We start from the raw sequence: 21,802 nt of genomic DNA on the forward strand, positions 1-21,802 counted from the left end.
ACGCTCAAGCTCAGGCCCGCCCGGCCGCTAACTTCAAGGTAGTGACACCAGACCTTCGACCTCCGAGCAATAAAACCGCGAGCTATAAGCACAGCGGTTTTAGAAAACTTTGCTGTATGATGACGGAGGCCATGGATTTAAAATGATTAATGTGCCATATTCGCCCTAAAAGCACCGAAAGCTCTTGGGCGAGCCTTACGGATACGCGGATAACAACGAGGCCCGACGTGAATAATCTATCGCTCAAATGGAAAATCCTGCTCAGTGTAACCATCACTTGTGTGCTGGCGGTCGTCGTGGCCACGGTCGTGACGGTGCGTTCCGGCATCAGCACCTCGGAAGACATGATCGTCAACGACACCCAGACTCTCGCCCAGGTGCTCGGCGAAGCCAACGTGGGCGCCTTGACCTTTGACGATCGCATGACCGTTACCGCCTCGCTCGAAGCGTTGCGCGTCAGCCCCCGGATTACCGGCGCCGCCATCTATAAAGACGGCCGCGTGTTTGCCTGGTATGCCCAAGGCGCCAGCGGCACTCGCCCCGCGAGCATTTCCGAGCGCGAACCCGCCCCGGGCGTTGATCAGGGCCGTGATGGCCTGGTGGTGACCGAACGCATCATGAGCGACGGCAGCCCGATGGGCACCATCACCCTGCAAGTGAATATGAACGAGCTGGACAACATCATTGCCAACGCGATCCGCGACGGGCTGATGGTGATTGTGATCATCAGCATACTTGCCGCCTCTATCGCTTTCTTCGTCCAGGCCAGCATCACCAAGCCGGTGAATAACGTGGTGCGTGCCCTGCGCGATATCTCCGAAGGCGAGGGCGACCTGACCCGGCGCTTGCCCGTGGCCGGCAACGACGAAATCTCTGAACTGGCCAAGTGCTTCAACACCTTTGTTGAGCGGCTGCAAACCATCATTGCGAGCGTGGCCCAGACCGCCGAAGAAGTTACCGCCAACTCCGAAAGTCTGTCGCAGATTTCCCAGGAGAATGAGCGCGCGATCCGCAGCCAACAGGCCGAGATTCAACAAGTCGTGGGCGCGATCAAAGAGATGGCGAGCGTGGTGCAGGACGTGACCCAGAGCGTGACCGAAACTGCCGACCGCGCCGAGCAGGCTGACCAGACGTCGGTTTCCGGCCGCCGCGTGGTGACCAACACCATGTCGCAGATTCAGAACCTCTCCAAAGAAATCAAGACCGCCTCGGAAGTGATCGATCGCCTGCGTCAGGAAACCGTGAGCATCGGCTCGGTGCTGGATGTGATTCGCGGCATTGCCGAACAGACCAACCTGCTGGCTCTGAACGCTGCCATCGAGGCCGCCCGCGCCGGTGAGCAAGGTCGCGGTTTCGCGGTAGTCGCGGACGAAGTACGCACCCTGGCCAGCCGCACTCAGAGCTCGACCACCGAGATTCAGGAAATGATTGAACGCCTGCAGACCGGCGCCCAGGAAGCGGTGGATATGATGTCAGCCGGCACTACCCAGGCTGATGAAACCGTCAACCGGGCGAGCGAAGCCAGCGACTCCCTGAATGAAATCACTGATATCGTGAGCGTGATTCGCGACCGCACCAATCAGGTAGCCGCGGCCTCGGAAGAACAGAGTGCTGCCACCAAACAGATCGAGTCCAACATCGACAGCATCTCTCAGGTGGCCACCAGTACCGCCGACGGTTCAAGTCGTATCTCCTCCAATACCTCAAGCTTGGCGGAGAGCGCAACGCGCTTGTCGAAACTGGTCAGTCAGTTTAAGGTTTAAAGTACACGGAGCGGTAGCGGCGGGGGCGCCGATAATAATTCAGCTTTCCCGGGCCTTGGGGCCCGGGCCAAAAAGTCAAAACGAAGAGAACGGCCCTATGATGAAATCTACACTCGCTATTGCACTGAGCCTTGCAGTCCTTACCCCCATTGCTATCGCCTGTGAAGAACCGGCATCACAACCCGAGATTCCGGATCCCGCAACCGCGGTAACGGCGCAGATGGTGAAAGCCAACAACGATGTGCGCGAATATGTGCAGGCCATGGAAGCCTATATCGGTTGTGCGCGTATGAGTTCTGCTCAGCAGCGCCGACGTGTCAGTGAGCTCGAGGCCTTTGCCGACGAGTTCAACCAGGCGATTCGCGCGTTTCGGGCGCGCTCGGATACCTGATACTTCGCGCTTTACTCTACCCACATAAAAAACCCGCCCCAATGGGCGGGTTTTTTATTGACCCACGTTTCGACCTTTTAAGCCGGACGGTGGGGCCGGGTAACCCTTTCCGGCACACGCCGTAAACCCATCCATGGGGGCTCGACTGCCGCCGTCCAGGCGGCAGACGGTGCCGGAAAGGGTTACCCGGCCCCAGCTTGTGCCAACTGCAGGTTCGAGCGCTGGGACTCGGGTTCAAGACCTTTGGTCAGACGCGGAATTGTTGGACCATGCCGCGCAGTTCTTCCGCCAGTTGTGCCAGGGCTTCGCTGGCCTGCTTGCTCTGATCAACGTTGCGGGCGTTCTGCTCGGTCACAGCACTCACCGTATGCACGCTTTCGTTGATCTCCTGGGCCACCGCGGTCTGCTCTTCAGTGGCCGTGGCGATCTGCTGAGCCATATCGTCAATGCGGCTGACCGCCTCGGCGATTTTATTCAGAGAAATCCCGGCGCTAGTGACCTGTTCCACACCTTTATAGGCGCTATCGCGACTGACTTCCATTGAGCGGGTAGCCTGATCGGCGCGGGTTTGCAGAGTTTCGACGGTTTTTTGAATCTGTGCTGCCGAGGTCTGGGTACGGCTGGCGAGGGTGCGCACTTCATCGGCGACCACCGCAAAACCCCGTCCCTCTTCACCCGCCCGCGCGGCCTCAATCGCGGCGTTCAGAGCCAGCAGGTTGGTCTGCTCGGCGACATCGCGAATCACCTGCAGCACTGATCCGATATTGTCACTGTCCTGCTTGACTGAGCTGACCACGTCGGCAGACTCGCTGATTTCCTCGGCCAACTTCTGAATGGCCTTGATCGCCTCGTCCACCACTTCGCGGCCACGATCGGCTTCTTCTGTCGTGGAGCGCGCACCCTCAGCCGTCTCTTGGGTGTTGCGCGCGACCTCTTCTACGGTTGCGGTCATCTCGTTCATGGCGACAGCCACACTACTGACCTGTTCGGTCTGGTGCTCAATGCCTTTTTCGGTTTCGCTATTGACCTGGGTCAGCTCGGTGGCGGCAGCTGCTACTTCATCGGAGTAACGGTTGATCTCCCCCATCATGCGCTGCAGGTTGGTCTGCATATCATGAATGTGGGCGAGTAAGCTGGTTTTGTCACCGCTCTGTACCGGCACGGTCACGGTCAGATCTCCCTCGGCGACTCGGCGCACCACATCCGCGGCGACTTGCGGGTCGCCACCCAGGGTTTTGACCACCGAACGCACTACCAACAGACTGATCACGATCGCAACCGCGATAATGGCCGCAGTGACCATCACGAGCATCCAAAACACCCGGTTCACTTCCGCCAATGCCTGCGCTTCAGGCACTTCCAACACCACCCCCCAACTCAGACGGTTGAGATAGCTGACGCTGCCAATCACCGGCGTACCCACAGCGTTGGGGTATTGTCCGATCCCATTTTCACCCTGGGCGACCAGGCGCGCGGCGTGGGTATCGATCCGACGGTTTTCCCCCCGCAGGGCCGCGACCGGGGTCACCGGATTGCCGTCTGCCGCAAGCAAATAGGTGTCGGAACTACCCCCGACCGACATATCTTCCATGCGCCGGAACAGCACCTCCAGCGATACCGCGGCGCGGACTACCCCGACAATCTCCTGATTGCTGTCATACACCGGGACCACAATATTGCTCACCTGGTTGCCTGTCGCCCGCGATACCAGAGGTTGAGAGAAGACTTCTTCACCCCGAATCGCCGTTTGGAACCAACTCCGATCGGCGACATTGAAGCTGAAGGCTTCGTCCGCGCTCAAGGCTGTCACCCGACCATCGTAACTCACCCCGGCCAGGCCTCGGCCATTGGGATCGACAAAGTAAATGGTGTCGTAATAGCCGTCCTGGGAAGCAATCACCGACAATAAGTGGGTGATCTGCTCGGTGTCCCGCTCTCGGACGGGGTTAAGTTCCGCGATATAACGCATATCGCCCTGGCGCGCATCCAGCCATTGGCTGAAGGATTCCGACATCATCTCGCCCGTGCCCTGAAGCTGGTTGATGGTCGCCTGGGTGTACGAATTTCGGTATTGGATATAGACAATGCTGGCGATCAGCAAGACTGATACCAGTACCAGTGAAACGATTGCCAGTGTGAGTCGTCCGCGAAATCCCAGCGCCCCCGTCAGCCCCTGTGTGTTGTTCATAGTGCCCCCGTGATGTATGGCCGTGCTATGTTGTAAGAGTCATGCACGGCTTATAAATAGTAGTACAGCTTAAACGTGCCGGCGTCCCAAATGTGAGGGCTTACCCCCGCGCGAAGCCACGCCGCATCAGGGGTTATCGGCTTGCACCCAGAGCGCTTGAGCCTTTTTCTACGCGAACGGAGGATATTGTGAACAGCTTGGCAGAACAGCCTATTGGCTGCCCCTATTGCGGGGCGCAAATCACCCTGCTGATCGATTGCTCGGTGGGTGAGCAGAGCTATACAGAGGACTGCCAGGTGTGCTGCCAGCCGATCCTGGTGTGGACCAACGGCGACAGCGACGACCTGGCGGTGGAGGTGCAGCCGGAGAACGACTGAGGGCTAGACCTTTTTATCGCCAAACTGCTTCATGATGCCACTGAGCAGATCCACCGGCAGCGGGAACACGATGGTGGAGTTCTGCTCTCCGGCGATGTCAATCAGCGTCTGCAAGTAACGCAGGGTCATGGCATTGGGGTTTTTCGAAAGCTCCTCGGCGGCGTCCGTCAGACGCTCGGCGGCCTGAGCCTCACCTTCGGCGTGAATCACTTTGGCCCGGCGTGAACGCTCGGCCTCGGCTTGACGGGCAATCGCCCGGATCATGCTTTCATCCAGATCCACGTGCTTGATTTCGACATTGGTGACTTTCACACCCCAGGCGTCGGTGTGCTCGTCGAGAATGACCTGAATATCCTGATTGAGCTTGTCCCGCTCAGACAGCATTTCATCCAGCTCGTGTTTCCCCAACACCGAACGCAATGTGGTCTGGGCCAGCTGGCTGACCGCCTCGTAGAAATGCTCGACATTGATGATCGCCCGCTGGGGATCGACCACGCGGAAGTAGACCACGGCATTGACCTTGACCGAGACGTTGTCCTGACTGATCACGTCCTGGGTCGGGACGTCCATCACCACCGTGCGCAAATCCACTTTTTCCATGGTTTGCAGGAACGGAATCAGGATGATCAGGCCAGGGCCTTTAACCTTGTGAAAGCGGCCAAGGGTAAACACCACCCCGCGCTCATACTCGCGCAGGATGCGCACCGCGTAGGCAACCAGCAGTACGACGAAAGTGAGTACCAGCATTAAGGTATATTCCAACATCTGTCGAACTCCTCTCTTGAGAAAAACCGGGTTTACGCCGCAGACGTGTCTGCAGCCTGCACTTTAAGTACCAAACCGTGTTGATCCACAACGATCACGTTCTGCCCCTCGCTCAGGGGTTCATCAGCCCAGGCATTCCACAGCTCGCCATCGAGCATGACGCGCACGCCGTTGGGCAAGGACTCGTCGCCGCGCTTGATCACCTGGCCGGCATAACGCACCCGCGAATGCCGCCCAATCATGGCTTTGTTGCTGGCCACCCGGGGACGGCGCACCGAGCTGCCCACCACCCACAGAATACCCAGAACCATCAGTACACCCGTGGCGGCAATGGCTCCGATCAGCTCATAGGAAACTTCCATACCCGGGATATCCGTATCCACCAGGATGATCGAGCCGATCACCACCGCAATCACCCCGCCAATCCCGAGAATCCCGAAACTGGGCATAAAGGCTTCCCCCAGTATCATCAGGGCGCCCACCACAATCAGCGCTACCCCCGCATAGTTCACCGGCAACACCTGCAGGGCGTAAAGTGCGAGCAGCAGGGATATGACGCCAACCACCCCGGGAATCATGGTGCCGGGGTTGTAGCCTTCCAAAATCAGGCCGTAGATGCCGATCAGGAACAGAATGGACGCGACCTGCGGATTGGTGATGATGGACAGCAGCTCGGTGCGCCAGTCCGGCGCGTAGTCGCGCACCGGCAGGTCGGCGACCTCCAGGACCCGTTCGCCCTCGTCCATGATCACAGTGCGACCGTCGAGCTGTTCAAGTAGATCGTCCATATTGCGCGCCACCACATCGACAACATTCTGCTCCAGCGCCTCACTGGCGGTCAGACTCACCGCTTCACGTACCGCCCGCTCAGCCCAGTCGGCGTTGCGCCCGTGACGCTCGGCCAGGCCGCGAATAAAGGCCACAGCGTCATTGATCACCTTGCGCTCCATGGCCGAGCCGGGCTGGGGGGCGGACTCCCGGTCACTTTCACCGTTATCGGCATCCTCACTGCGTTGTTCCGCGCGCTCGCGCCGTTCCTCCGCTTCGTCGTCACCGCCGGGCATCGCCGGTCCACCCATCTGCACCGGCGTGGCCGCGCCCAGGGTCGTGGACGGTGTCATCGCCGCCACATGGCTGGCATACAGAATATAGGTGCCCGCACTGGCGGCACGGCTGCCGGCCGGGTGCACATAGGTCACTACGGGCACTGGCGAGGCGAGAATATGCTTGATGATGTCGCGGGTGGCGGCGTCGAGCCCGCCGGGCGTGTCCATTTCGATGACAATAGCGCGGGCGCCGCTGTCCGTGGCCTCAGCCATCGAACGAGCCAGATAGTCCGTTGTTGCCGGGCCGATCGCACCCGCGACGCTCAGGCGCGCCACATGGGGCACGCTATCATCGGCATCGCTGGGTAGGCTGCTACCCAACCACAACAAAACCCCGCCCAGCATCAGGCTGAGCAGCGCCAGCGGGCGAATGAGTAAACGTTGCATCATCGTTAAGCCTCCGATTTGAGTGTAGCAGGCTGCTGACACTCTTCCCGGCTTCTGCGCGGACCTTATACTTTTGGAGTACGCCACTGGGCGCGTTCAGGATGCATTGGCAAGCTTCCCACAACAGGGTATTGTGAAGCGCTGTGTCTTATTCTGAACTGCGGAGTTGGGGTTATGTCGTTTATTCGCCGTATCGGCCTGGGTTTTTTGTGTCTGTTTTGTGTCAACGCCTTCGCCACCGAGGCGCCGGATTTCACTCTGCCCGATCGCAACGATGAGCCACTGACCCTGTCGGAGCAACAGGGCAAGGTGGTGATGCTCAATTTCTGGGCTTCCTGGTGCGCGCCCTGTATTCAGGAAATGCCCGCGCTGGATGAGCTCTATAATGACTTGAAAGATCAGGGCTTTACCCTGATTGGGGTCAACGTTGAGCAGGATCGCACCGCTGCCGAAGCGCTACTGGAGCGGGTCGGAGTCAGCTTTCCCATTGTCTTTGACCCGGAGGGCAGTACCCGCCTGGATTATCGCATCCGCGCCATGCCCACCACCATTCTGGTGGACCGCGAAGGTGTGATCCAGCAGGTCAATCGGGGGTATCGCCCGGGCGATGAAGACAAGTACCGGGAGCAAGTACTCACTCTGCTCAAGAAATAAAGTATAGCGGCTCGCCGGCGACGGTCAGCAGCTCACCCGGCGCCGCAGCGATGGTTGTCCCGGTCATGCCCTCCACCCGGGTGCAGCCCGATGGCACCCGGCACTGACCGGGCGTCAGTGCATACACCACTTGGCAATGTTCGAAGCGCCACCAAATCACGCCCTCGCGCTCTTCCCGACCGATAAAACGATCGCTCGCCAGCACCCGGTGGAATTGCACCAGGGCCTGCCAGCCCGGACGCGGACGCCAGCCGTTGAGATCGTCCACCAGACCAAACCCGTGGTGGGCCAGGCGCCACCACCAGATTTTTTCAGTACTGCCCGAGCACAGCGCGATCAGGGCGAAGCGCACCATATAGGCGGCGCTGGTCGCCTCGTCGACGTGCAGGTCGCTTTCGGTCTGATCCCGGGGAATGTAGCTGCCTGCCAGGGGTGAGTACTCACCGGTATTTTGCAAAGGCCAGTTAATCTCGGTGACGTAGAAACCTTTGCGCCCGTAAACGTCGGCCACCGCCTTGCCGTACAGGCACTTCTCCAGACTGGAAAACCCACCCTGATAGTTCTCCGGCCGCCCGCGCCGATCCACATACAGGTGACAGGGAATCGCATCCACCACCGGCGCCAGGCGCTCGAGCAGTGGCGGGTAGTAATGGAATTCAAAGTCGTTGACCGCCGGGCCCAGGAAGGTCAACTCAGGGTAGTTGGCACGCCACTGCTCAGCGCCACGCCACAGGCTGTGCATTTCCTCCAGCGTCCACAAGCCCCACTTGACCCGGTTGAAGGCATGGCCGATTTCGACCTCCTGCACCCAGCGATGCAGGCGCTGTAAGGTTTGTTCTACAAAGGCTTGCCAGCGCTCGGGTTCAGCCACCGCCGTCCGCGATTGAATCAGACCCAGGGCCACCGGGTGGCCAGCCGCGTACAGCCGCTCAACCGCCGCCACGCAGGCCGCCAGACCGGCCTCACCCTTGTGAAAATAACACCGCACCAGCACCGGCAGTCCCGGGGTTTGGCGCAGCACGCCAAGTTGTTGCTCGAGGTTACCGTCCACCTCCAGACACACCCCAAGGCGCTGGTACAGGGCCACTGGTTGCTGATAGGCGTCGGCCTTGAGCGCCAAGTAGCGCCGCCGCAAAGCGCGCGCGCGCCGGGCGTTGGCCCGGAGAATTTGCCAGACATCCCGCCAGCGTCGGTGCTTGCGCCGATCGTGAGCCTCGAGCACAACCGAAGGCTGACCGGACTTGCTGTCCCACAACCAGATTTCCTTGTCGTCCGGCTGGCCCGAGGAGATGGTAATCTCCGGCGGCTGAAACAGTTGGCGCAAACTGCGGATCGGGTGCCGGAGTTTACGCGATGCCCGGTGCCGACGAATACGCGCGCGGTAGCGGCGCTCCCAGCGCGAAAACTCCGCCGGGATGGGACCGTCATTAAAGTAGATATGGTAAAAGATCGTGAGGAAATGGGAGGGAATTTCCAGGCGCGACATATCGCGCGCGCGCTCCTTCAAGCTCACATCCGCGAGGGGTCGCCCCCGGTTGAGGTCGATAAAAACCGGCGCTGCCCACTCGGCGGGGCCGATACGGCGCATCAGAATATTCTGCGCCCCCAGGTCATTGTGGACAAAACCACTGTCGTGCATATGCCGGATCGCGCCGGCGGTGAATCGCAGCAGGGCAATAAAACGAAACGCATCCGGGTCTTCGCGCAGGAGCCGGGTCATTTCGGTATACAGGTCGGTGGCATCGCTCAGGTAGCGGGTCAGCAGGTAGCTCTCGCGCAGATGGTTGCCATCCCAACGTTCGAAGTAGGCGATAGGCTCGGCAACGCCAGCACCCTGGCGGTAAAGGTGGCGGGCGTAATCATGGGCGCGCTGGGCTTTGGAGCCGTGGCGACGGTAATACCAGGCACGAACGTAGGCGGGCGGACGAAAGGCTTTAACACAGATACCCGGGCCGTTGGGATCGAGCGGGTCATCAACCCGGTAGACGCGGTTGCGCACCCGGTAAATCAGCTCGCTGTCTTGTCCTTCGAGCTGTGCAGGCAGTTGTGCCAGCCAGTCGAGCACCGCCGTTTGCGCATAGGCCGGTGCCAGGTTGCCCTCATAGGCGCTCAAGCGAGCGTCGTTGAGCGCGGAAAAGTCGACGTAGCCACCCTCCCCCGGGGCAACTGCGTGCGTATGCGCTGACATAGCAGTCCTTACAGGCTCAAATCCAAACGGTATTGCAAACGGTTGTTATCGTCCCTGCCCTGGTATTCAGCCACCACATCGATCCACTCGCGGGCCTGGATCTCTTCGGCAAAGCCCGGATCCAGCGACATGATGCCGTCCAGATGTACACCCCCAATCGCGTACACCTGCGCTTTCACTTCCAGCCCCAGCACGCCTTCGAGATCAAAGATATTGGCCACCAGGTTACCTTCACCATCATCACTGAAGTCGGCGGCAAAACTGCCAATGTCATACCAATTCTGGCCGTCATTGACGCGCACGTTGCGCCAGCTGCCGTTGCCGCGAATGTAGCGCAAGCCGGTCTGATCGAGCTCCACCCGTTCGAACCGCCCTGAGAGCTGGCCATCGAGTTCATCCGGCACCAAGTGCTCGATAACGGTCGCCGGGGCACTGATATCGGCGTCGTGAATCACCAGGTTTCCATTGAGGCTAGCACAAACCCGGGCACTCAGGCGCTGGCGATCGAGCTGAGTCTGCACGCGCGCGCAGGGCGAAAGCACCAACAGGCTGCCACCCTCAATCCGCCAACGCAATTCCCCCAGCGAGAATTCCTCACCATCGACCCGAACCGTAGCCAGGCTTGCACGTCCGTTCCAGAGGGTGCCATTGACGCCACTGAGCGCCACATTGCCGCTGCGGGTCATGGCCCAGGCACCCCAGTGGGCGGGAATCTGGGTGAGCACAAACCAGAGGAAGAACACCAGCCCGAGCAGTGACCAGAGCAAAATCGACCAGACTTTGGAGCGCCGCTTGTCCGTGCTGGGGGTTTCAGTTTGACTCATAACCGCATAAACCTGTGACAAATTAGCGTTGTTGGAGACGAATATTGACCGACACCAGACCTTCATCCGTGGTCGGCGAGAGGGTCAAGTCCTGAATCGACACTTCGTGGCGATATTCCAGGTCGTACAGCCACTGCATCACCCGATCGTAGGGCATACGCTCGAGCCGCACCCGCACCTCACCGCCGGTGCCCGGCTGAAAACCGGCCATGCGCAGGCCATTGGCCTGCAAGCTGGAATCGACCAGGCGACTGATATCGCCACCGCTGCCCTGGCGCTGACCATTCTGGCTGGCGCGCTCCAGGCGTGCGGCGAGCACCTGGACCCGCCCAAGACTCAGCGCGGCGGACGTATTGGCCTGTATCTGGGTTTCGCGTCGCTCCTGCAGCGGCACCAGCAGCACCATCCAGAACAGGTACACCACGACCGCGGCAACACCGACGATCAGAATAGTCTGTTCGCGCCGGTTAAAGCGAGCCAGGTATTTGAAAATCTGGTTCATTGTCCGCGCCCCCGTATCCGCATGCGCGCCGTGTGGGTGTCGCCCGAGGCGCTGACGCTCAACAATTCCGCCTCCAGCCCCTGCTCGGCAATTGACTGCCGCAGGGTATCGAGTGCGTTGAAGCTGTCCCCGGCAATATTGACGTTGAGCTCGCCATTGCTGGCACTGTATTGAATATTGCGGAGCTGGACACCTTCGTTGTCAGCCACGGCGGGCAGCATCTCGGCCAGCAGGGCCGTTGCCCGACGTCCCGAGCGGGCCGCTGGCTGCAATTCGCGAATCATCCGCTCCAGTTGGCCTTCCGGGTCGCGCGTACTGCTGTCTCCGGCGGCGCTGCGATAAACACTGTCGATCGACTGGCGAATGGCGACGTTTTCGGTGCGCAGCTGCTCAACTTGATAGAGCAATACACCGACGTAAACAATTACGCTGGCCGCCGCCATCACGCCGATATTGCGCCAGTTCCTCCACCAGCGCTCAATCGGCAAGCGCTGGGAGTATTCTCCCTGACACAGATCCGTGGTACCTGACGCGTAGTCCAGTGCCCAGGGATCCACCACAGCCTCGTAGCTGACCTGCTCATGCAAGGTCGCAGGCAGCAGTTCGCGCAGAGCCACCAAGGACTCATCGGACGTGGCCAGAAGCTGAATACGGGGCAGATTGTCGACCCGGTTTTGTTTTACCAACAACATTTCCAGAGTCGCTCGCCCCGCCTCCGCCGGGACGCTAAAACCCAGATCCGGGGTATAGCGCACCACCAGTGTCTGGTCCCGCAGCTGCAGCGTCCAGTAGTCGAGCAACTGCTCACCGTCCTCGTCGACCTGAGCTTCCGGTAGTGGCAGCACCAGCGGCAACGGCCAGCAGCGCACCACTTCAATACCGGCCTGCTCGAGACCGCGGTAGACACTGTCGAACCAGTCCCGATCGGTATAGGCGATTGCCGCGACACCCTCAGCGGCTCGGCCGAGACCAAAATGAAAGTGCTCGATATCACCGATAACCGATTCTTCGAGCTGGTAGGGCAACAGCTTGCGCAGATGCTTTTTCTCGGCCGCCACGTAGGTCAGCTCGCGCGTGACCACTTTGCTGCCGGGCGCCAGCAGCCAAGCCTGTTGACCGGCGCCACCGACGCTCGTGCGCAACAGTTCAAGGTCACCTTCGCCCCGGCTTTCCGGCAGAGGTTCACCGTCGGCGTCGAGCCAGCACCAGCGAAAATAATCGCCCGCGGCATTGATTGAAAGTACGAGTTGTTCGGCCATAAAACCGTGTTTACCTTGTTGTTAATACACGTCAGTGCGACGCACCACGATCAGGCGGTCGGCGTCGCGGCGCAGCAGGCTTTCCATACTGCGGCGCTGCTCGACCAGCTCCACCTGTATTTGCACCAGAAAGTACCCGGTATTGACCGCCAGGCCGTTCAAGTCCGGCGCACTGCCGGCAATAATGCTGCTCCAGGCAAAATTCTCAGCAAACGCCTGAGGATTCTCGTAAAAGCCTTCAAAAGGCCACTCTTCACGTAACAAACTCACCTGCATGTCGGTGAGCGGCTGCAAAATATCGGCGCTGTTGAGCGTGCGCATCAAACGCTCGGGCAGGGTGTTGATATTCATCCCCTGGCCGGCAGGCATCACGATCAGGTAGGGCCGCAACAACGCCATGATTTCCGGCTCGAAGTAGCGCACCAACCGCAGCTCATCGACGCTGGTAAAAGGCGCATTCGCCGCCAAGTAAGGCGGGTCAAGCGACTGATAGTACGCCGACTCCGCACCGCCAAAACCGCTCACGTCATCGTCCGGATCCATCCAGTCAACCACCGCTTCGAGCATGGCGATAGCCTCGTCCTCGGCGATGGGCACATCCTCAAAACTCTGCAACAACCGAATAAAGCGCCGCTGATCGACACTGAAGCGCTGCGGGTCGTTGTAGGGACGATCCTGGTCCAGCGCGCCCCCGAGATTGTTCAGGTTAAAGCGGCTCTGAGCGTCTTCAATGGTCGCCATGATCCAGCCACCCTCGACTTCGAACGGCGGCAACGGCTGAGCCCAGGGCTCGTGCAAACCATCGACCTCCGGGTCGACATCCCGAAGCATGGTCCGGGCCAGCGTCTCAGCGCCCTGCAAATACACACGGGCCTGCGCGCCGTGCCAGCGCCCTTCGGCACGCGCCAGCCCGAGGCTGTAGTCCGCCATATAGCGAATCGACAGCGCGGCCACAACCGCGACGATCAGCACGGCCATGATCAATGCCGCACCGCGTTCGCGCCGGGCGTTAGCGAGCTTGTGCAAATTCAAACAGGCGTCGACTGACACCACTGCCCTCCAGCTCAATGCGTATTTCCACTGCCACCGGCAACTCCAAGGTGCCCCCAATCTGGTTGGGATCGGGCCACAATTCGGGCCAGTCGCGGGTGTAGTCCGTGCCTTCTATCGAGCTCAGGCCCCGCTGGGCGGCGATGGCTCCGGACAGAAAGCGCATCTGTATGTCCTGGATCCCATCGAGCAATTCCTGACGCAGGGCCTGCTCGTCAAAATCGTACTCGTCAAACGGGCGGTTGCGCGCCGGGCGAAAATAGCGCCACAAGCGGCCGTCTTCAACCCGGTAGCTCAACTCCTGAATATCGCTGCGCAGCCGCTCCATGGGGTTGATCCAGCCCCGGCGGGTAAAGCGCATCAACAACTGACGCTCGTCGGCATTGCCGCGCAGGCTTTCGCCCTGAAACAGAAAGCGCACACCGTCCACACCGGGGCTGGGCTCTGGCGGCAGCGCGTGGCGCAAATCCGCGGCGATGATCTGCCAGGTGCGATCCAGGCGGTTGATCTCATCCATCACTTCGGCACTGCGCTCAGCCCCGCCCGCGGCGCCGTGAATCGACTGGTAGGTGATCGCCGCAATGGCAGCGGTGATCGCAATAGCGACCATCACCTCAAGCAGGGTCAGCCCCTGTTGTCGGCGCCTATTCATCCGTCGCAAACCCCACCAGTACAGCCAGGGTGTCGTCGCGACTCTGGCCCGGGGTCACCCGAATTTCCAGACGACGGAACCCGGGGATGTCCGTGACCTCAGTGGTCAATTCCCAAAACCATTCCTGCTCGGCAAGCGTCACCGTGCCACTGTCCGTATCCGGCACCCGGTACTCACTGCTGATGCGCTGCTTCAGGTTGAGCCGCGCCAGCTCGTTTTCTGCCACCCAGTGGGCGTAGGTACGCTCGCGAATGGCACCGGCGCCGTCGAGCTGGGCCATGATCAGCCCGAGCATGGCCGGAAGTGCCACCGCCACGATGGTCAAAGCCACCATGACTTCAATCAAGGTAAAACCGCGCGTGCGCCCCCGGATCATCGCCGACGCCTCTCGCCGTGCTCCAACTCTTCCTCGCGGTTGAGCCAGCGCACATCACTGACCATATCCACCTGCAACCGCTGTACGCCGTCCGTGTCAAAGCTGCCACGTTCGGACAAGGCAATCTCAAAGGGCGTCGACTCGCCGCTGGGATAGAACACCAGCACCGGTTTGGGCGAGGTGCGTTCCCGGTCGTGCCGGTAGGGCTCACCCTCGACGATCATCTCCACCTCGAGGCGCTCCGACAGGCAGCGCTGGCTTAAATGGCTGGAGCTGTCCTCCCAGACACCGTCCCGGTAGCGGCGCCAGTCATAACACCAGCGTTCGTGCGGTTGACCGGCGACCGCTTGAGGCACAATAAAAAAACCGATCACTTCACTGTTGAGCACTGACTGCTCGGCGACAAAACGCGCCTGCCGCAAAAAGTGCTCGGACTCGTCGCGAATCAGGGACTCTCCGTCGTCGCGACCGACGGCAAAGGAAACCATACCTATGGCCATGCCGACAATAAAGAGCACCACCAACAGCTCTATCAGGGTAAAACCCCGCTGCTGGTGACCGCCCGCGCTGAATTTATTCAAACTGCTCAAGATCATCCCAGACACTGATATCCGCGTTCTGCCCGTCGCCACCCGGTGTGCCGTCGGCACCCAGGGTGTAGATGTCGTACTCGCGATCTCCGGCTGGGCTCTCATAACCGTAGGGGTTACCCCAAGGGTCGCGCGGGAGCGAATCCAGGTAACCGCCGCGGCGCCAGTTGCGCGGCACCGGTTCGCTGGTGGGGCGCGAAACCAGGGCTTCCAGACCCTGCTGACTGTTCGGATACATGTAGTTGTCGAGCCGGTACAGCTTGAGCGCCGTCTGAATCGAGTTGAAGTCGGCCTCCACTTTCTGGATCCGGGCGCTGTCGGCCCGATCCATGACGTTGGGCGCAACGATGCTGACCAGCAACCCGATGATGACCAGCACCACCAGGATTTCAATCAGACTGAAGCCGCGCTGACGCGCGTGAGCAATAGTGTGTGTCATGTCTCTGTCTCCTGCCCGCCGTCGGATTGGCGGATACACGTTTTACGGTTATTAAATAAGGGTGTTCATTTCAAAAATCGGCATCAGGATCGCCAGTACAATCAAGCCCACAGCCCCCCCCATAAAAACCACGGTAAGGGGTTCGAGCAGGCCCATGGCGACACCGAGCATCATTTCCAGCTCCCGCTCCTGATCCTCCGCAGCATTTTCCAGCTGCTCGGGCAGGGTGCCATTGGACTCACCGCTGGAGACCAGTTGCACCAACAGCGGCGGAAAACCGCCAACATTGTTCATGGCCTTATGCAAACTGGTACCTTCATGCACAGCCTCAGCTACCTCCTGGACATTTTCCTGGAGGATCTTGTTCGTCATTACCTGCCCGGCAATATTCAGGGCCTGGAGCAGCGGTACACCGCTATTGGTGAGCAGCCCCAGCGTCGACGCAAAGCGCGAGCTGTTGATCTGCCGCACCAGATTACCCATCACCGGTAATTTCAGTTGCCAGGCGTGCCAGGTGCGCAGTCGCTTGGGCGCGCGCAACAGACGTTTTACGCCCCAGACTGCGCCAATGATGGCGATCAATACATAGACCCCGTAGCCCACCACAAAGTCACTGGTGGCGATCAGCATCCGGGTCAGCAGCGGCAACTGGGTTTCCTGATGCTGGAAGATCCCGATCAGGTCGGGCACCACAAAGGCCATCAGGGCGACAATCACCAACAGGGCAAAGGTCAGCAGCACCGCCGGATAAATGGTGGCGGAGCGCAGTTTGGACTGAATGATCTGGCTCTTCTGGGTGTACTCGGCCAGACGCTCGAGCACCGGTCCGAGATAGCCGGAGCTTTCACCGGCGCGCACCATGGCCCGATACATGTCGTTAAAGGCACCGGGATTCTCGTTAAGCGCCTGGGCCAGACTGAAGCCTTCGAGTACCTTGGCGCGCACCTGCAACAAAATGCGCTCGTTGTTGGGCTTTTGCTGCTGGCGTGCTGTGGCCTGCAGGGCTTCGTCCAGAGGCAGACCCGACTTGACCAGCGACGCCAGCTGGCGCGTCATCAGACTCAAGTCTTTGGCGTTGATTTTGGTACGCACGCCCCGACGAAACAGCTTCAGATCAAAGCCCTGGCTGGGTTTGTCCGCACGCGCGCCGGCGCTGGCGCTTTCCACGTCCAACGGTTTGAGCTTTTTGGCCCGCAATTGCGTGCGCACCTGGCGCTCGGAATCGCCCTCAAGGATGCCCTTGACGGTTTTTCCGGCTTCGTTCAGCGCACGATAACTGTAGGCACCCATGGACTTATCTCACCTGCTTTCGTTACCCCTGGGTGGTGACCCGGAGAACTTCTTCGATACTGGTAATGCCATCGATCACGCACTGGCGGCCGTCGTCCATCATCGACGGGCTGTGTTTGCGTGCCTCGGCCAACAACGCCTGCTCGCCCGCGCCCTCGTGGATCAGATGACGCAGGCGCTCGTTAATTTCGATCAGCTCGTAAATCCCCTTACGCCCGCGATAGCCCATCTGATTGCACTGCTTGCAACCCACCGCGCGATAGGCCGGGACAGCGTCAGGCAAGCCCATCAGCTCACGCTCCGACTCACTCGGCTGATACTCCTCTTTGCAATGGTTACACAGCAGACGCACCAGGCGCTGTGCCATGACCACCTCCAGACTGGAAGACAACAGGAAGGGCTCGACGCCCATATCCTTGAGGCGCATGACCGCGCCAATCGCGGTATTGGTGTGCAGGGTAGAGAGCACCAGGTGCCCGGTCAGTGAAGACTGAATGGCAATCTCGGCGGTTTCCGCGTCGCGGATCTCACCCACCATCACCACGTCCGGGTCTTGCCGCAGGATAGCGCGCAGCCCCCGGGCGAAAGTCATGTCGACCTTGGTGTTGACCTGGGTCTGGCCGATGCCCGGGAGCAGGTACTCGACCGGGTCTTCGATGGTCAGAATGTTGCGCTCACGGCTGTTGATATGACTCAGCCCCGCATACAGAGTGGTGGTTTTACCTGAGCCGGTGGGGCCGGTCACCAGAATGATGCCGTGGGGCTTGTGCAGCGCACCGGAGAATTTTTTGTAGACATGCTCGGGCATGGTCAACTGTTCAAGGCTGAGCTGCCCGGCGGCCTGGTCAAGCAGACGCAGTACGATCCGCTCGCCAAAGGCCGAGGGAATGGTCGAGACCCGAATATCCACTGCGTGACCCGCCAGGCGCACAGTAATACGGCCGTCCTGGGGGATGCGTTTCTCGGCAATGTCCAAACGCGCCATGACCTTGAGGCGCGACACCAGCACGGGTGCCAGCTCGGCCTTGGGCGAGAGCACTTCGCTCAGGACACCGTCGATACGAAAGCGCACCGAGACCCGATCTTCGAACGGCTCCAGGTGAATATCCGACGCTTTTTCACGCACGGCTTGCGACAGAATGGCGTTGATCAATCGGATAATGGGTGCGTCGTCGTTCCCGGCGAGCAGGTCGGTGCGCTCGGCCAGGTCGTCGGCCATGGAAGAGAGGTCAAACTCGTTACCCAGGTCCTCGGCCGCACGCTGCGCCGCACCATCACCGCTTTGATATTCCTTGGTCAGGCGCTTTTGAAAGTCTTCAGCGCTGATTTCACGTAAGGCAACGCCTTCGCCAAGGTAGCGCTGCAACTCCAGCAGGGCCGCAAAATCCAATCCGGGACGATAGAGCAGGGTGCGCGAAGCCTCGGGATCGAGCATTACGCCGTGGGTCTGGGCAAAGCTGAACGGCAGACGCACCTGTTCCTCGCCCTCGGCGCTGGCGGCGAGGTGCTCCTCTTCTTCGGGTACGGCCCCGGGCGCGTCCCCCAGAAGGGGCTCATCGCCCGGCTCTAACATTGGATCAGCATTCACCATCATTCTCCGTCATCCGGCCCGCGCCGGATGCCCTGTTTAATCGTCGGACTCTTGCTCAAGTTCTTCCACAGCTTCTTCCATCTGTGCAGGCGCCTCGCGCAGGAACTCTTCCCACTCCGGCAGCACCGGCATATCCCGACGGTTGACCATGATGCCCGGGGTACTGCGTCGGCGCTCGATCTGCTGATCGCGAATCACCCGGTATTTCTCCGCGGTGGCACCGGTGAGCATGCGCTCGTCGCGCACCACCGTGGCCCGGATAAACACCAGCAGGTTGGTCTTGCGCACAGTGGAACTCTGGCTGCGGAACAGGTGGCCGAGCACTGGAATACTGCCGAGAATGGGCACACGCTGCTCTGAAGTCTGGACGTCATCCTGAATCAGACCACCGAGCACCACGGTTTCACCGTCTTCGGCCAGAATCTGGGTGTTGATGTTGCGCTGGTTGGTAATCGGGCCGGTCTGGCTGCTGATGCTCGACAGGCTGGACACTTCCTGGGCGATCTCCAGCACCACACTGTCACCTTCGTTAATGTGTGGTGTCACTTCCAGAAGGATGCCCACATCGCGGCGCTCAATGGTCTGGAAAGGGTTCTGCGGGCTTGAGCCACCACCGCCGCCAAAGCCGGAGAAGGAGCCTGTCACGAAGGGCACGTTCTGACCCACGGAGATGGACGCGGTGTGGTTATCCGTGGTGAGCAGATTGGGCGTAGAGAGGATATTAGTGGCGCTGCTTTCTTGCAGCATGCGCAGTATTCCAAGGAAGTCGGTGCGCTCGCCCAGACGACCAACGCCGAAGGTTTGCCCCCCGGCCTGGGACAGGCCCTGAGCCAGGCCCAGAAGCGCCGCATCGCGCTGATCCTGACTGCCCGACAAGGTCCCCAGTGCTGAGCCACCGATACCGGCCAGGGTACCATCGCCATCGGTAGAGGCACCGAAACCGTAATCGTTGTCCCGGTACATCCACTGGAAGCCCAACTCGCGGCCACCGGTATCCTCTATTTCAACAATGATCGCTTCCACCAGCACCTGAGCACGGCGGATATCCAGACTGTCGATCACCACCAGCAGGGTTTCCATGATATCCGGGCCGGCAGTAATCAGAATGGCATTGGTATCGACGTCGGCCTGAACACTGGCCTTGGCGTTGTCGCCGTTAACCTGTGCCAGATCCTGCACAACCCCGCTCAGGACCTGAGCCACTTGTTCGGCTTTGGCATAGCGCAGGTAAATCACGCGCACATTGCTGTCGGCCGCCTGCGGGCGGTCGACACGCTCAACCAGCGCGCGAATGCGTGAACGCTGCATATCACTACCGTGCACCAGGATGGAGTTGGTGCGCTCGTCGGGTACCAGAGTCAATTGAGGCTGTGCGGTACTGCCGTCGGCGTCGCGGCGTTGAATCTGGTTGAGCAGATTCACCACATCCGCAGCTGCGGCATAGCGCAGGTCGAGCACGTCGGTATCGGCCGCTTTCTCGGTATCAATACGTTCGAGAATATTCAGAATCCGGCGGATATTGGAACGGGTATCGGTGATGATGATGGCATTGCTGGGGTCGTAGGCCGACAGGTGGCCGTGCTGGGGTACCAGCGGGCGCAGGGTCGGCAGTACCTTCGCAGCACTGGTATGTTGCAGCTGTACGACCTGGGTGATGTAGGTGTCGTCGCCATCACGACCCTCCTGGGTGGAGGGCACTGGCAACGAGCGGGCATCCCGGTTGGGTACCACCCGCACCAGATTGCCACTCTCTACAGCGGTGAAGCCGTGTACGTCGAGCACCGACAGAAACAGGGCATACAGCTCCTCCGTGGAGACCGGTTCGGCCGAGACCACCTTCACCTGGCCCCGCACCTTCGGGTCAATCACGATGGTTTTACCCGTGGCATCGGCCACAAACAGGATCACCTCCTGAATATCGCTGTCCCTGAAGTTGACCGTCCAGGGCTCGGCAAAAGCCGTGGCGCTGAGCAGCAGGGCCCCCAACAGGACCGGCAAACGTTTGATACAGGCTTTCACTACATACCCTCTTCATGCGCTGAGCGGGCACTGTCAGTGCCCGTTGATTATGTTCGTGGCAGCGTTGACCAGCGGTCACGCGCCCGGGTTATTGCAATACGATATCGATAGACATCTGGTCGCCGCCACGGCGAATATCCAGGGTCGCGGAAGTCGCATCGTTCATATCACGTGAGATTTCCATAATGCGCCCCGCGCTGTCTAGCGGCACACCGTTGACCGCCGTCACAATATCGTCGGACTGCAGGCCGAGCGATTCAAACAGCTCGGCGTTGCGTCCCGGGCGAATGCGATAGCCAACAATCTGACCGCCCTCTCGGTGAATACTCATGGAGACCACGTCGGTGAGCGACTGTCCGGCGGCCGAGGCAAGCTCATCGGCCGATACCGACACCTCCGTTGGCTCCTCTTCCGGCCCCATCGCGGCCTGATCCTCTTCTACACTATCGTCGACGTAGGGCTCATCAAGCTGCTCATCATCACCCTCCCAGGCGCGACTGGCGGCGGGCAAATCGGCCGGCAGACGGGCGTCGCGCCGGGCAAAATCACCCTCGGTGAACAGCCAGAGCGACTCGTACCGGCCGTTATTGTCCAGAATCACCCGCCGCGCCAACACCTTCGCCAAGGTCACATTCCGCCCCACGGGTAGCTCGTCGCCAACCCGGTAAATCGCCTGACTCGAGCCTCGGGCAATAATCGCCGCCGCCGACGCGTCGTCGCCACTGCCAAACGCGCCGTGCAATTTCAGATTGAGCTCAGTATCGACAGCGTCGTCTTCGATGCCTGGGGCATGGGCCTGCTGTCGGGCAGCTTCCTCTTCTTCCTGGGCTGCAATGGCCGCCTCATCGGCGCGCCCGAAAATCTGTAAATTCTTGATCCGGTCAATATCCACAGGAGCGCTGGCGACCCCGCCGCGATCCGTTGCCAGGGCGTTGGCTGAGACGCTGGCCTGAGGCAGTTCCGGTACCGGCACCACCAGCCAAAACAGCCGCGCCAGGCTGTGACTGAGCCAGAGTACCAACAGGAAAATGATCAGAAAACGCCAAACACCCACAGGCACCCGGGCGAGCGCCGCGCCGACGCGCTGGGCCATCTGCTCCAGGCGCTCAGCGCGCAGATCGAGCGCCTTGGCCCCCAGGGCAGGTTTGTTCTGTTCGTGTGTGTTTGCCAATGACTTCACCCAACTACGGCCGACGGTGACCCGATCACCTGAAAGACTGAGAACACGTGGCCCACAGAGGCCCGCTGTTATTATCGGACGCCGGATTGTAACACCAAGTCTACGCCAAAAGCGAAAGCCTGGAAGCCCCTGATAACGCACCCTGGCGCATTTTTACGCCAAGCCACGGCATTGTGACCATCGGCATCGGCATTTAATTCCCCGGGGGCGC

Annotated in this window: 20 protein-coding genes; 4 read left to right on the plus strand and 16 right to left on the minus strand. The window is 60.3% G+C overall.

The window, feature by feature from the left end:
* Positions 1-227 precede the first annotated feature (227 nt).
* The gene (locus DKW72_RS06635; protein WP_111641550.1) at positions 228-1,763 is read left to right on the plus strand and encodes a methyl-accepting chemotaxis protein; all 1,536 of its coding nucleotides are present in this window, start codon (positions 228-230) and stop codon (positions 1,761-1,763) included.
* Positions 1,764-1,860: 97 nt separating this feature from the next.
* Entirely contained in the window at positions 1,861-2,154 is a 294-nt protein-coding gene (locus DKW72_RS06640; RefSeq protein WP_232522339.1) for a hypothetical protein, read from the plus strand.
* Between the two features lie 247 nt (positions 2,155-2,401).
* On the opposite strand, the gene DKW72_RS06645 is transcribed toward DKW72_RS06640, so the two are convergent.
* A complete protein-coding gene (locus DKW72_RS06645; protein ID WP_111641551.1) occupies positions 2,402-4,342 on the minus strand; it encodes a methyl-accepting chemotaxis protein in 1,941 nt (646 codons plus the stop codon).
* 188 nt (positions 4,343-4,530) lie between these two features.
* On the opposite strand from DKW72_RS06645, the gene DKW72_RS06650 reads away from it, so the two are divergent.
* Positions 4,531-4,719: a CPXCG motif-containing cysteine-rich protein gene (locus DKW72_RS06650; protein ID WP_111641552.1), complete on the plus strand. Its 189-nt coding sequence runs from the start codon at positions 4,531-4,533 to the stop codon at positions 4,717-4,719.
* 3 nt (positions 4,720-4,722) lie between these two features.
* Here DKW72_RS06650 and DKW72_RS06655 read toward each other — a convergent pair whose 3' ends face one another.
* Positions 4,723-5,484, minus strand: a complete 762-nt coding sequence (locus DKW72_RS06655; protein WP_111641553.1) for a slipin family protein — start codon at positions 5,482-5,484, stop codon at positions 4,723-4,725.
* A 32-nt stretch (positions 5,485-5,516) separates the two neighbouring features.
* The gene (locus DKW72_RS06660) at positions 5,517-6,980 is read right to left on the minus strand and encodes an NfeD family protein (RefSeq protein WP_232522340.1); all 1,464 of its coding nucleotides are present in this window, start codon (positions 6,978-6,980) and stop codon (positions 5,517-5,519) included.
* Between the two features lie 171 nt (positions 6,981-7,151).
* Here DKW72_RS06660 and DKW72_RS06665 point away from each other — a divergent pair, with 171 nt between their 5' ends.
* Entirely contained in the window at positions 7,152-7,631 is a 480-nt protein-coding gene (locus tag DKW72_RS06665; protein WP_111641554.1) for a TlpA family protein disulfide reductase, read from the plus strand.
* Here the strand turns inward: DKW72_RS06665 and DKW72_RS06670 are convergent.
* From DKW72_RS06670 to gspC, 13 genes are all read right to left on the minus strand, one after another.
* A complete protein-coding gene (locus DKW72_RS06670) occupies positions 7,621-9,819 on the minus strand; it encodes a lipopolysaccharide kinase InaA family protein (RefSeq protein ID WP_111641555.1) in 2,199 nt (732 codons plus the stop codon). The genes DKW72_RS06665 and DKW72_RS06670 overlap by 11 nt on opposite strands.
* An 8-nt stretch (positions 9,820-9,827) precedes the next feature.
* Positions 9,828-10,643: a type II secretion system protein N gene (gene gspN / locus DKW72_RS06675; protein WP_157960416.1), complete on the minus strand. Its 816-nt coding sequence runs from the start codon at positions 10,641-10,643 to the stop codon at positions 9,828-9,830.
* Positions 10,644-10,665: 22 nt separating this feature from the next.
* Entirely contained in the window at positions 10,666-11,145 is a 480-nt protein-coding gene (gspM, locus tag DKW72_RS06680) for a type II secretion system protein GspM (protein ID WP_111641557.1), read from the minus strand.
* Entirely contained in the window at positions 11,142-12,404 is a 1,263-nt protein-coding gene (gene gspL / locus DKW72_RS06685) for a type II secretion system protein GspL (protein WP_111641558.1), read from the minus strand. Before gspL ends, gspM begins: the two co-directional genes overlap by 4 nt.
* A 21-nt stretch (positions 12,405-12,425) precedes the next feature.
* On the minus strand, positions 12,426-13,454 hold the full coding sequence (gene gspK / locus DKW72_RS06690) for a type II secretion system minor pseudopilin GspK (RefSeq protein WP_157960417.1): 1,029 nt from the start codon (positions 13,452-13,454) through the stop codon (positions 12,426-12,428).
* The gene (gspJ, locus tag DKW72_RS06695) at positions 13,414-14,106 is read right to left on the minus strand and encodes a type II secretion system minor pseudopilin GspJ (protein ID WP_111641560.1); all 693 of its coding nucleotides are present in this window, start codon (positions 14,104-14,106) and stop codon (positions 13,414-13,416) included. Before gspJ ends, gspK begins: the two co-directional genes overlap by 41 nt.
* Entirely contained in the window at positions 14,099-14,482 is a 384-nt protein-coding gene (gene gspI / locus DKW72_RS06700) for a type II secretion system minor pseudopilin GspI (protein WP_111641561.1), read from the minus strand. Before gspI ends, gspJ begins: the two co-directional genes overlap by 8 nt.
* Positions 14,479-15,063 carry a prepilin-type N-terminal cleavage/methylation domain-containing protein gene (locus DKW72_RS06705; RefSeq protein WP_157960418.1) on the minus strand — a complete coding sequence of 195 codons (585 nt, stop codon included), beginning with the start codon at positions 15,061-15,063 and terminating at the stop codon, positions 14,479-14,481. The genes gspI and DKW72_RS06705 overlap by 4 nt, the downstream gene beginning before the upstream one ends.
* Positions 15,056-15,511, minus strand: a complete 456-nt coding sequence (gene gspG / locus DKW72_RS06710; RefSeq protein WP_111641563.1) for a type II secretion system major pseudopilin GspG — start codon at positions 15,509-15,511, stop codon at positions 15,056-15,058. The genes DKW72_RS06705 and gspG overlap by 8 nt, the downstream gene beginning before the upstream one ends.
* Positions 15,512-15,562: 51 nt before the next feature.
* Complete coding sequence (gene gspF, locus DKW72_RS06715; protein ID WP_111641564.1) at positions 15,563-16,801, minus strand: type II secretion system inner membrane protein GspF; 1,239 nt, start codon at positions 16,799-16,801, stop codon at positions 15,563-15,565.
* Between the two features lie 22 nt (positions 16,802-16,823).
* Complete coding sequence (gspE, locus tag DKW72_RS06720) at positions 16,824-18,395, minus strand: type II secretion system ATPase GspE (protein ID WP_408631103.1); 1,572 nt, start codon at positions 18,393-18,395, stop codon at positions 16,824-16,826.
* A gap of 33 nt (positions 18,396-18,428) precedes the next feature.
* On the minus strand, positions 18,429-20,411 hold the full coding sequence (gene gspD, locus DKW72_RS06725) for a type II secretion system secretin GspD (RefSeq protein ID WP_111641565.1): 1,983 nt from the start codon (positions 20,409-20,411) through the stop codon (positions 18,429-18,431).
* Positions 20,412-20,499: 88 nt separating this feature from the next.
* Complete coding sequence (gspC, locus tag DKW72_RS06730) at positions 20,500-21,582, minus strand: type II secretion system protein GspC (protein WP_157960419.1); 1,083 nt, start codon at positions 21,580-21,582, stop codon at positions 20,500-20,502.
* Positions 21,583-21,802 lie beyond the last annotated feature (220 nt).

The sequence above is a fragment of the Marinimicrobium alkaliphilum genome (assembly GCF_003259155.1).
In the GTDB taxonomy this organism is placed as follows: domain Bacteria; phylum Pseudomonadota; class Gammaproteobacteria; order Pseudomonadales; family Cellvibrionaceae; genus Marinimicrobium_A; species Marinimicrobium_A alkaliphilum.

Coding starts and splice junctions, on each gene's coding strand:
- DKW72_RS06640 (WP_232522339.1), top strand. CDS start 1,861: ATGATGAAATCTACACTCGCTATTGCACTGAGCCTTGCAGTCCTTACC.
- DKW72_RS06665 (WP_111641554.1), top strand. CDS start 7,152: ATGTCGTTTATTCGCCGTATCGGCCTGGGTTTTTTGTGTCTGTTTTGT.
- gspN (WP_157960416.1), bottom strand. CDS start 10,643: ATGAGTCAAACTGAAACCCCCAGCACGGACAAGCGGCGCTCCAAAGTC.
- DKW72_RS06645 (WP_111641551.1), bottom strand. CDS start 4,342: ATGAACAACACACAGGGGCTGACGGGGGCGCTGGGATTTCGCGGACGA.
- gspL (WP_111641558.1), bottom strand. CDS start 12,404: ATGGCCGAACAACTCGTACTTTCAATCAATGCCGCGGGCGATTATTTT.
- gspG (WP_111641563.1), bottom strand. CDS start 15,511: ATGACACACACTATTGCTCACGCGCGTCAGCGCGGCTTCAGTCTGATT.
- DKW72_RS06655 (WP_111641553.1), bottom strand. CDS start 5,484: ATGTTGGAATATACCTTAATGCTGGTACTCACTTTCGTCGTACTGCTG.
- gspI (WP_111641561.1), bottom strand. CDS start 14,482: ATGATCCGGGGGCGCACGCGCGGTTTTACCTTGATTGAAGTCATGGTG.
- gspE (WP_408631103.1), bottom strand. CDS start 18,395: ATGATGGTGAATGCTGATCCAATGTTAGAGCCGGGCGATGAGCCCCTT.
- gspJ (WP_111641560.1), bottom strand. CDS start 14,106: ATGAATAGGCGCCGACAACAGGGGCTGACCCTGCTTGAGGTGATGGTC.
- DKW72_RS06670 (WP_111641555.1), bottom strand. CDS start 9,819: ATGTCAGCGCATACGCACGCAGTTGCCCCGGGGGAGGGTGGCTACGTC.
- DKW72_RS06660 (WP_232522340.1), bottom strand. CDS start 6,980: ATGATGCAACGTTTACTCATTCGCCCGCTGGCGCTGCTCAGCCTGATG.
- gspF (WP_111641564.1), bottom strand. CDS start 16,801: ATGGGTGCCTACAGTTATCGTGCGCTGAACGAAGCCGGAAAAACCGTC.
- gspM (WP_111641557.1), bottom strand. CDS start 11,145: ATGAACCAGATTTTCAAATACCTGGCTCGCTTTAACCGGCGCGAACAG.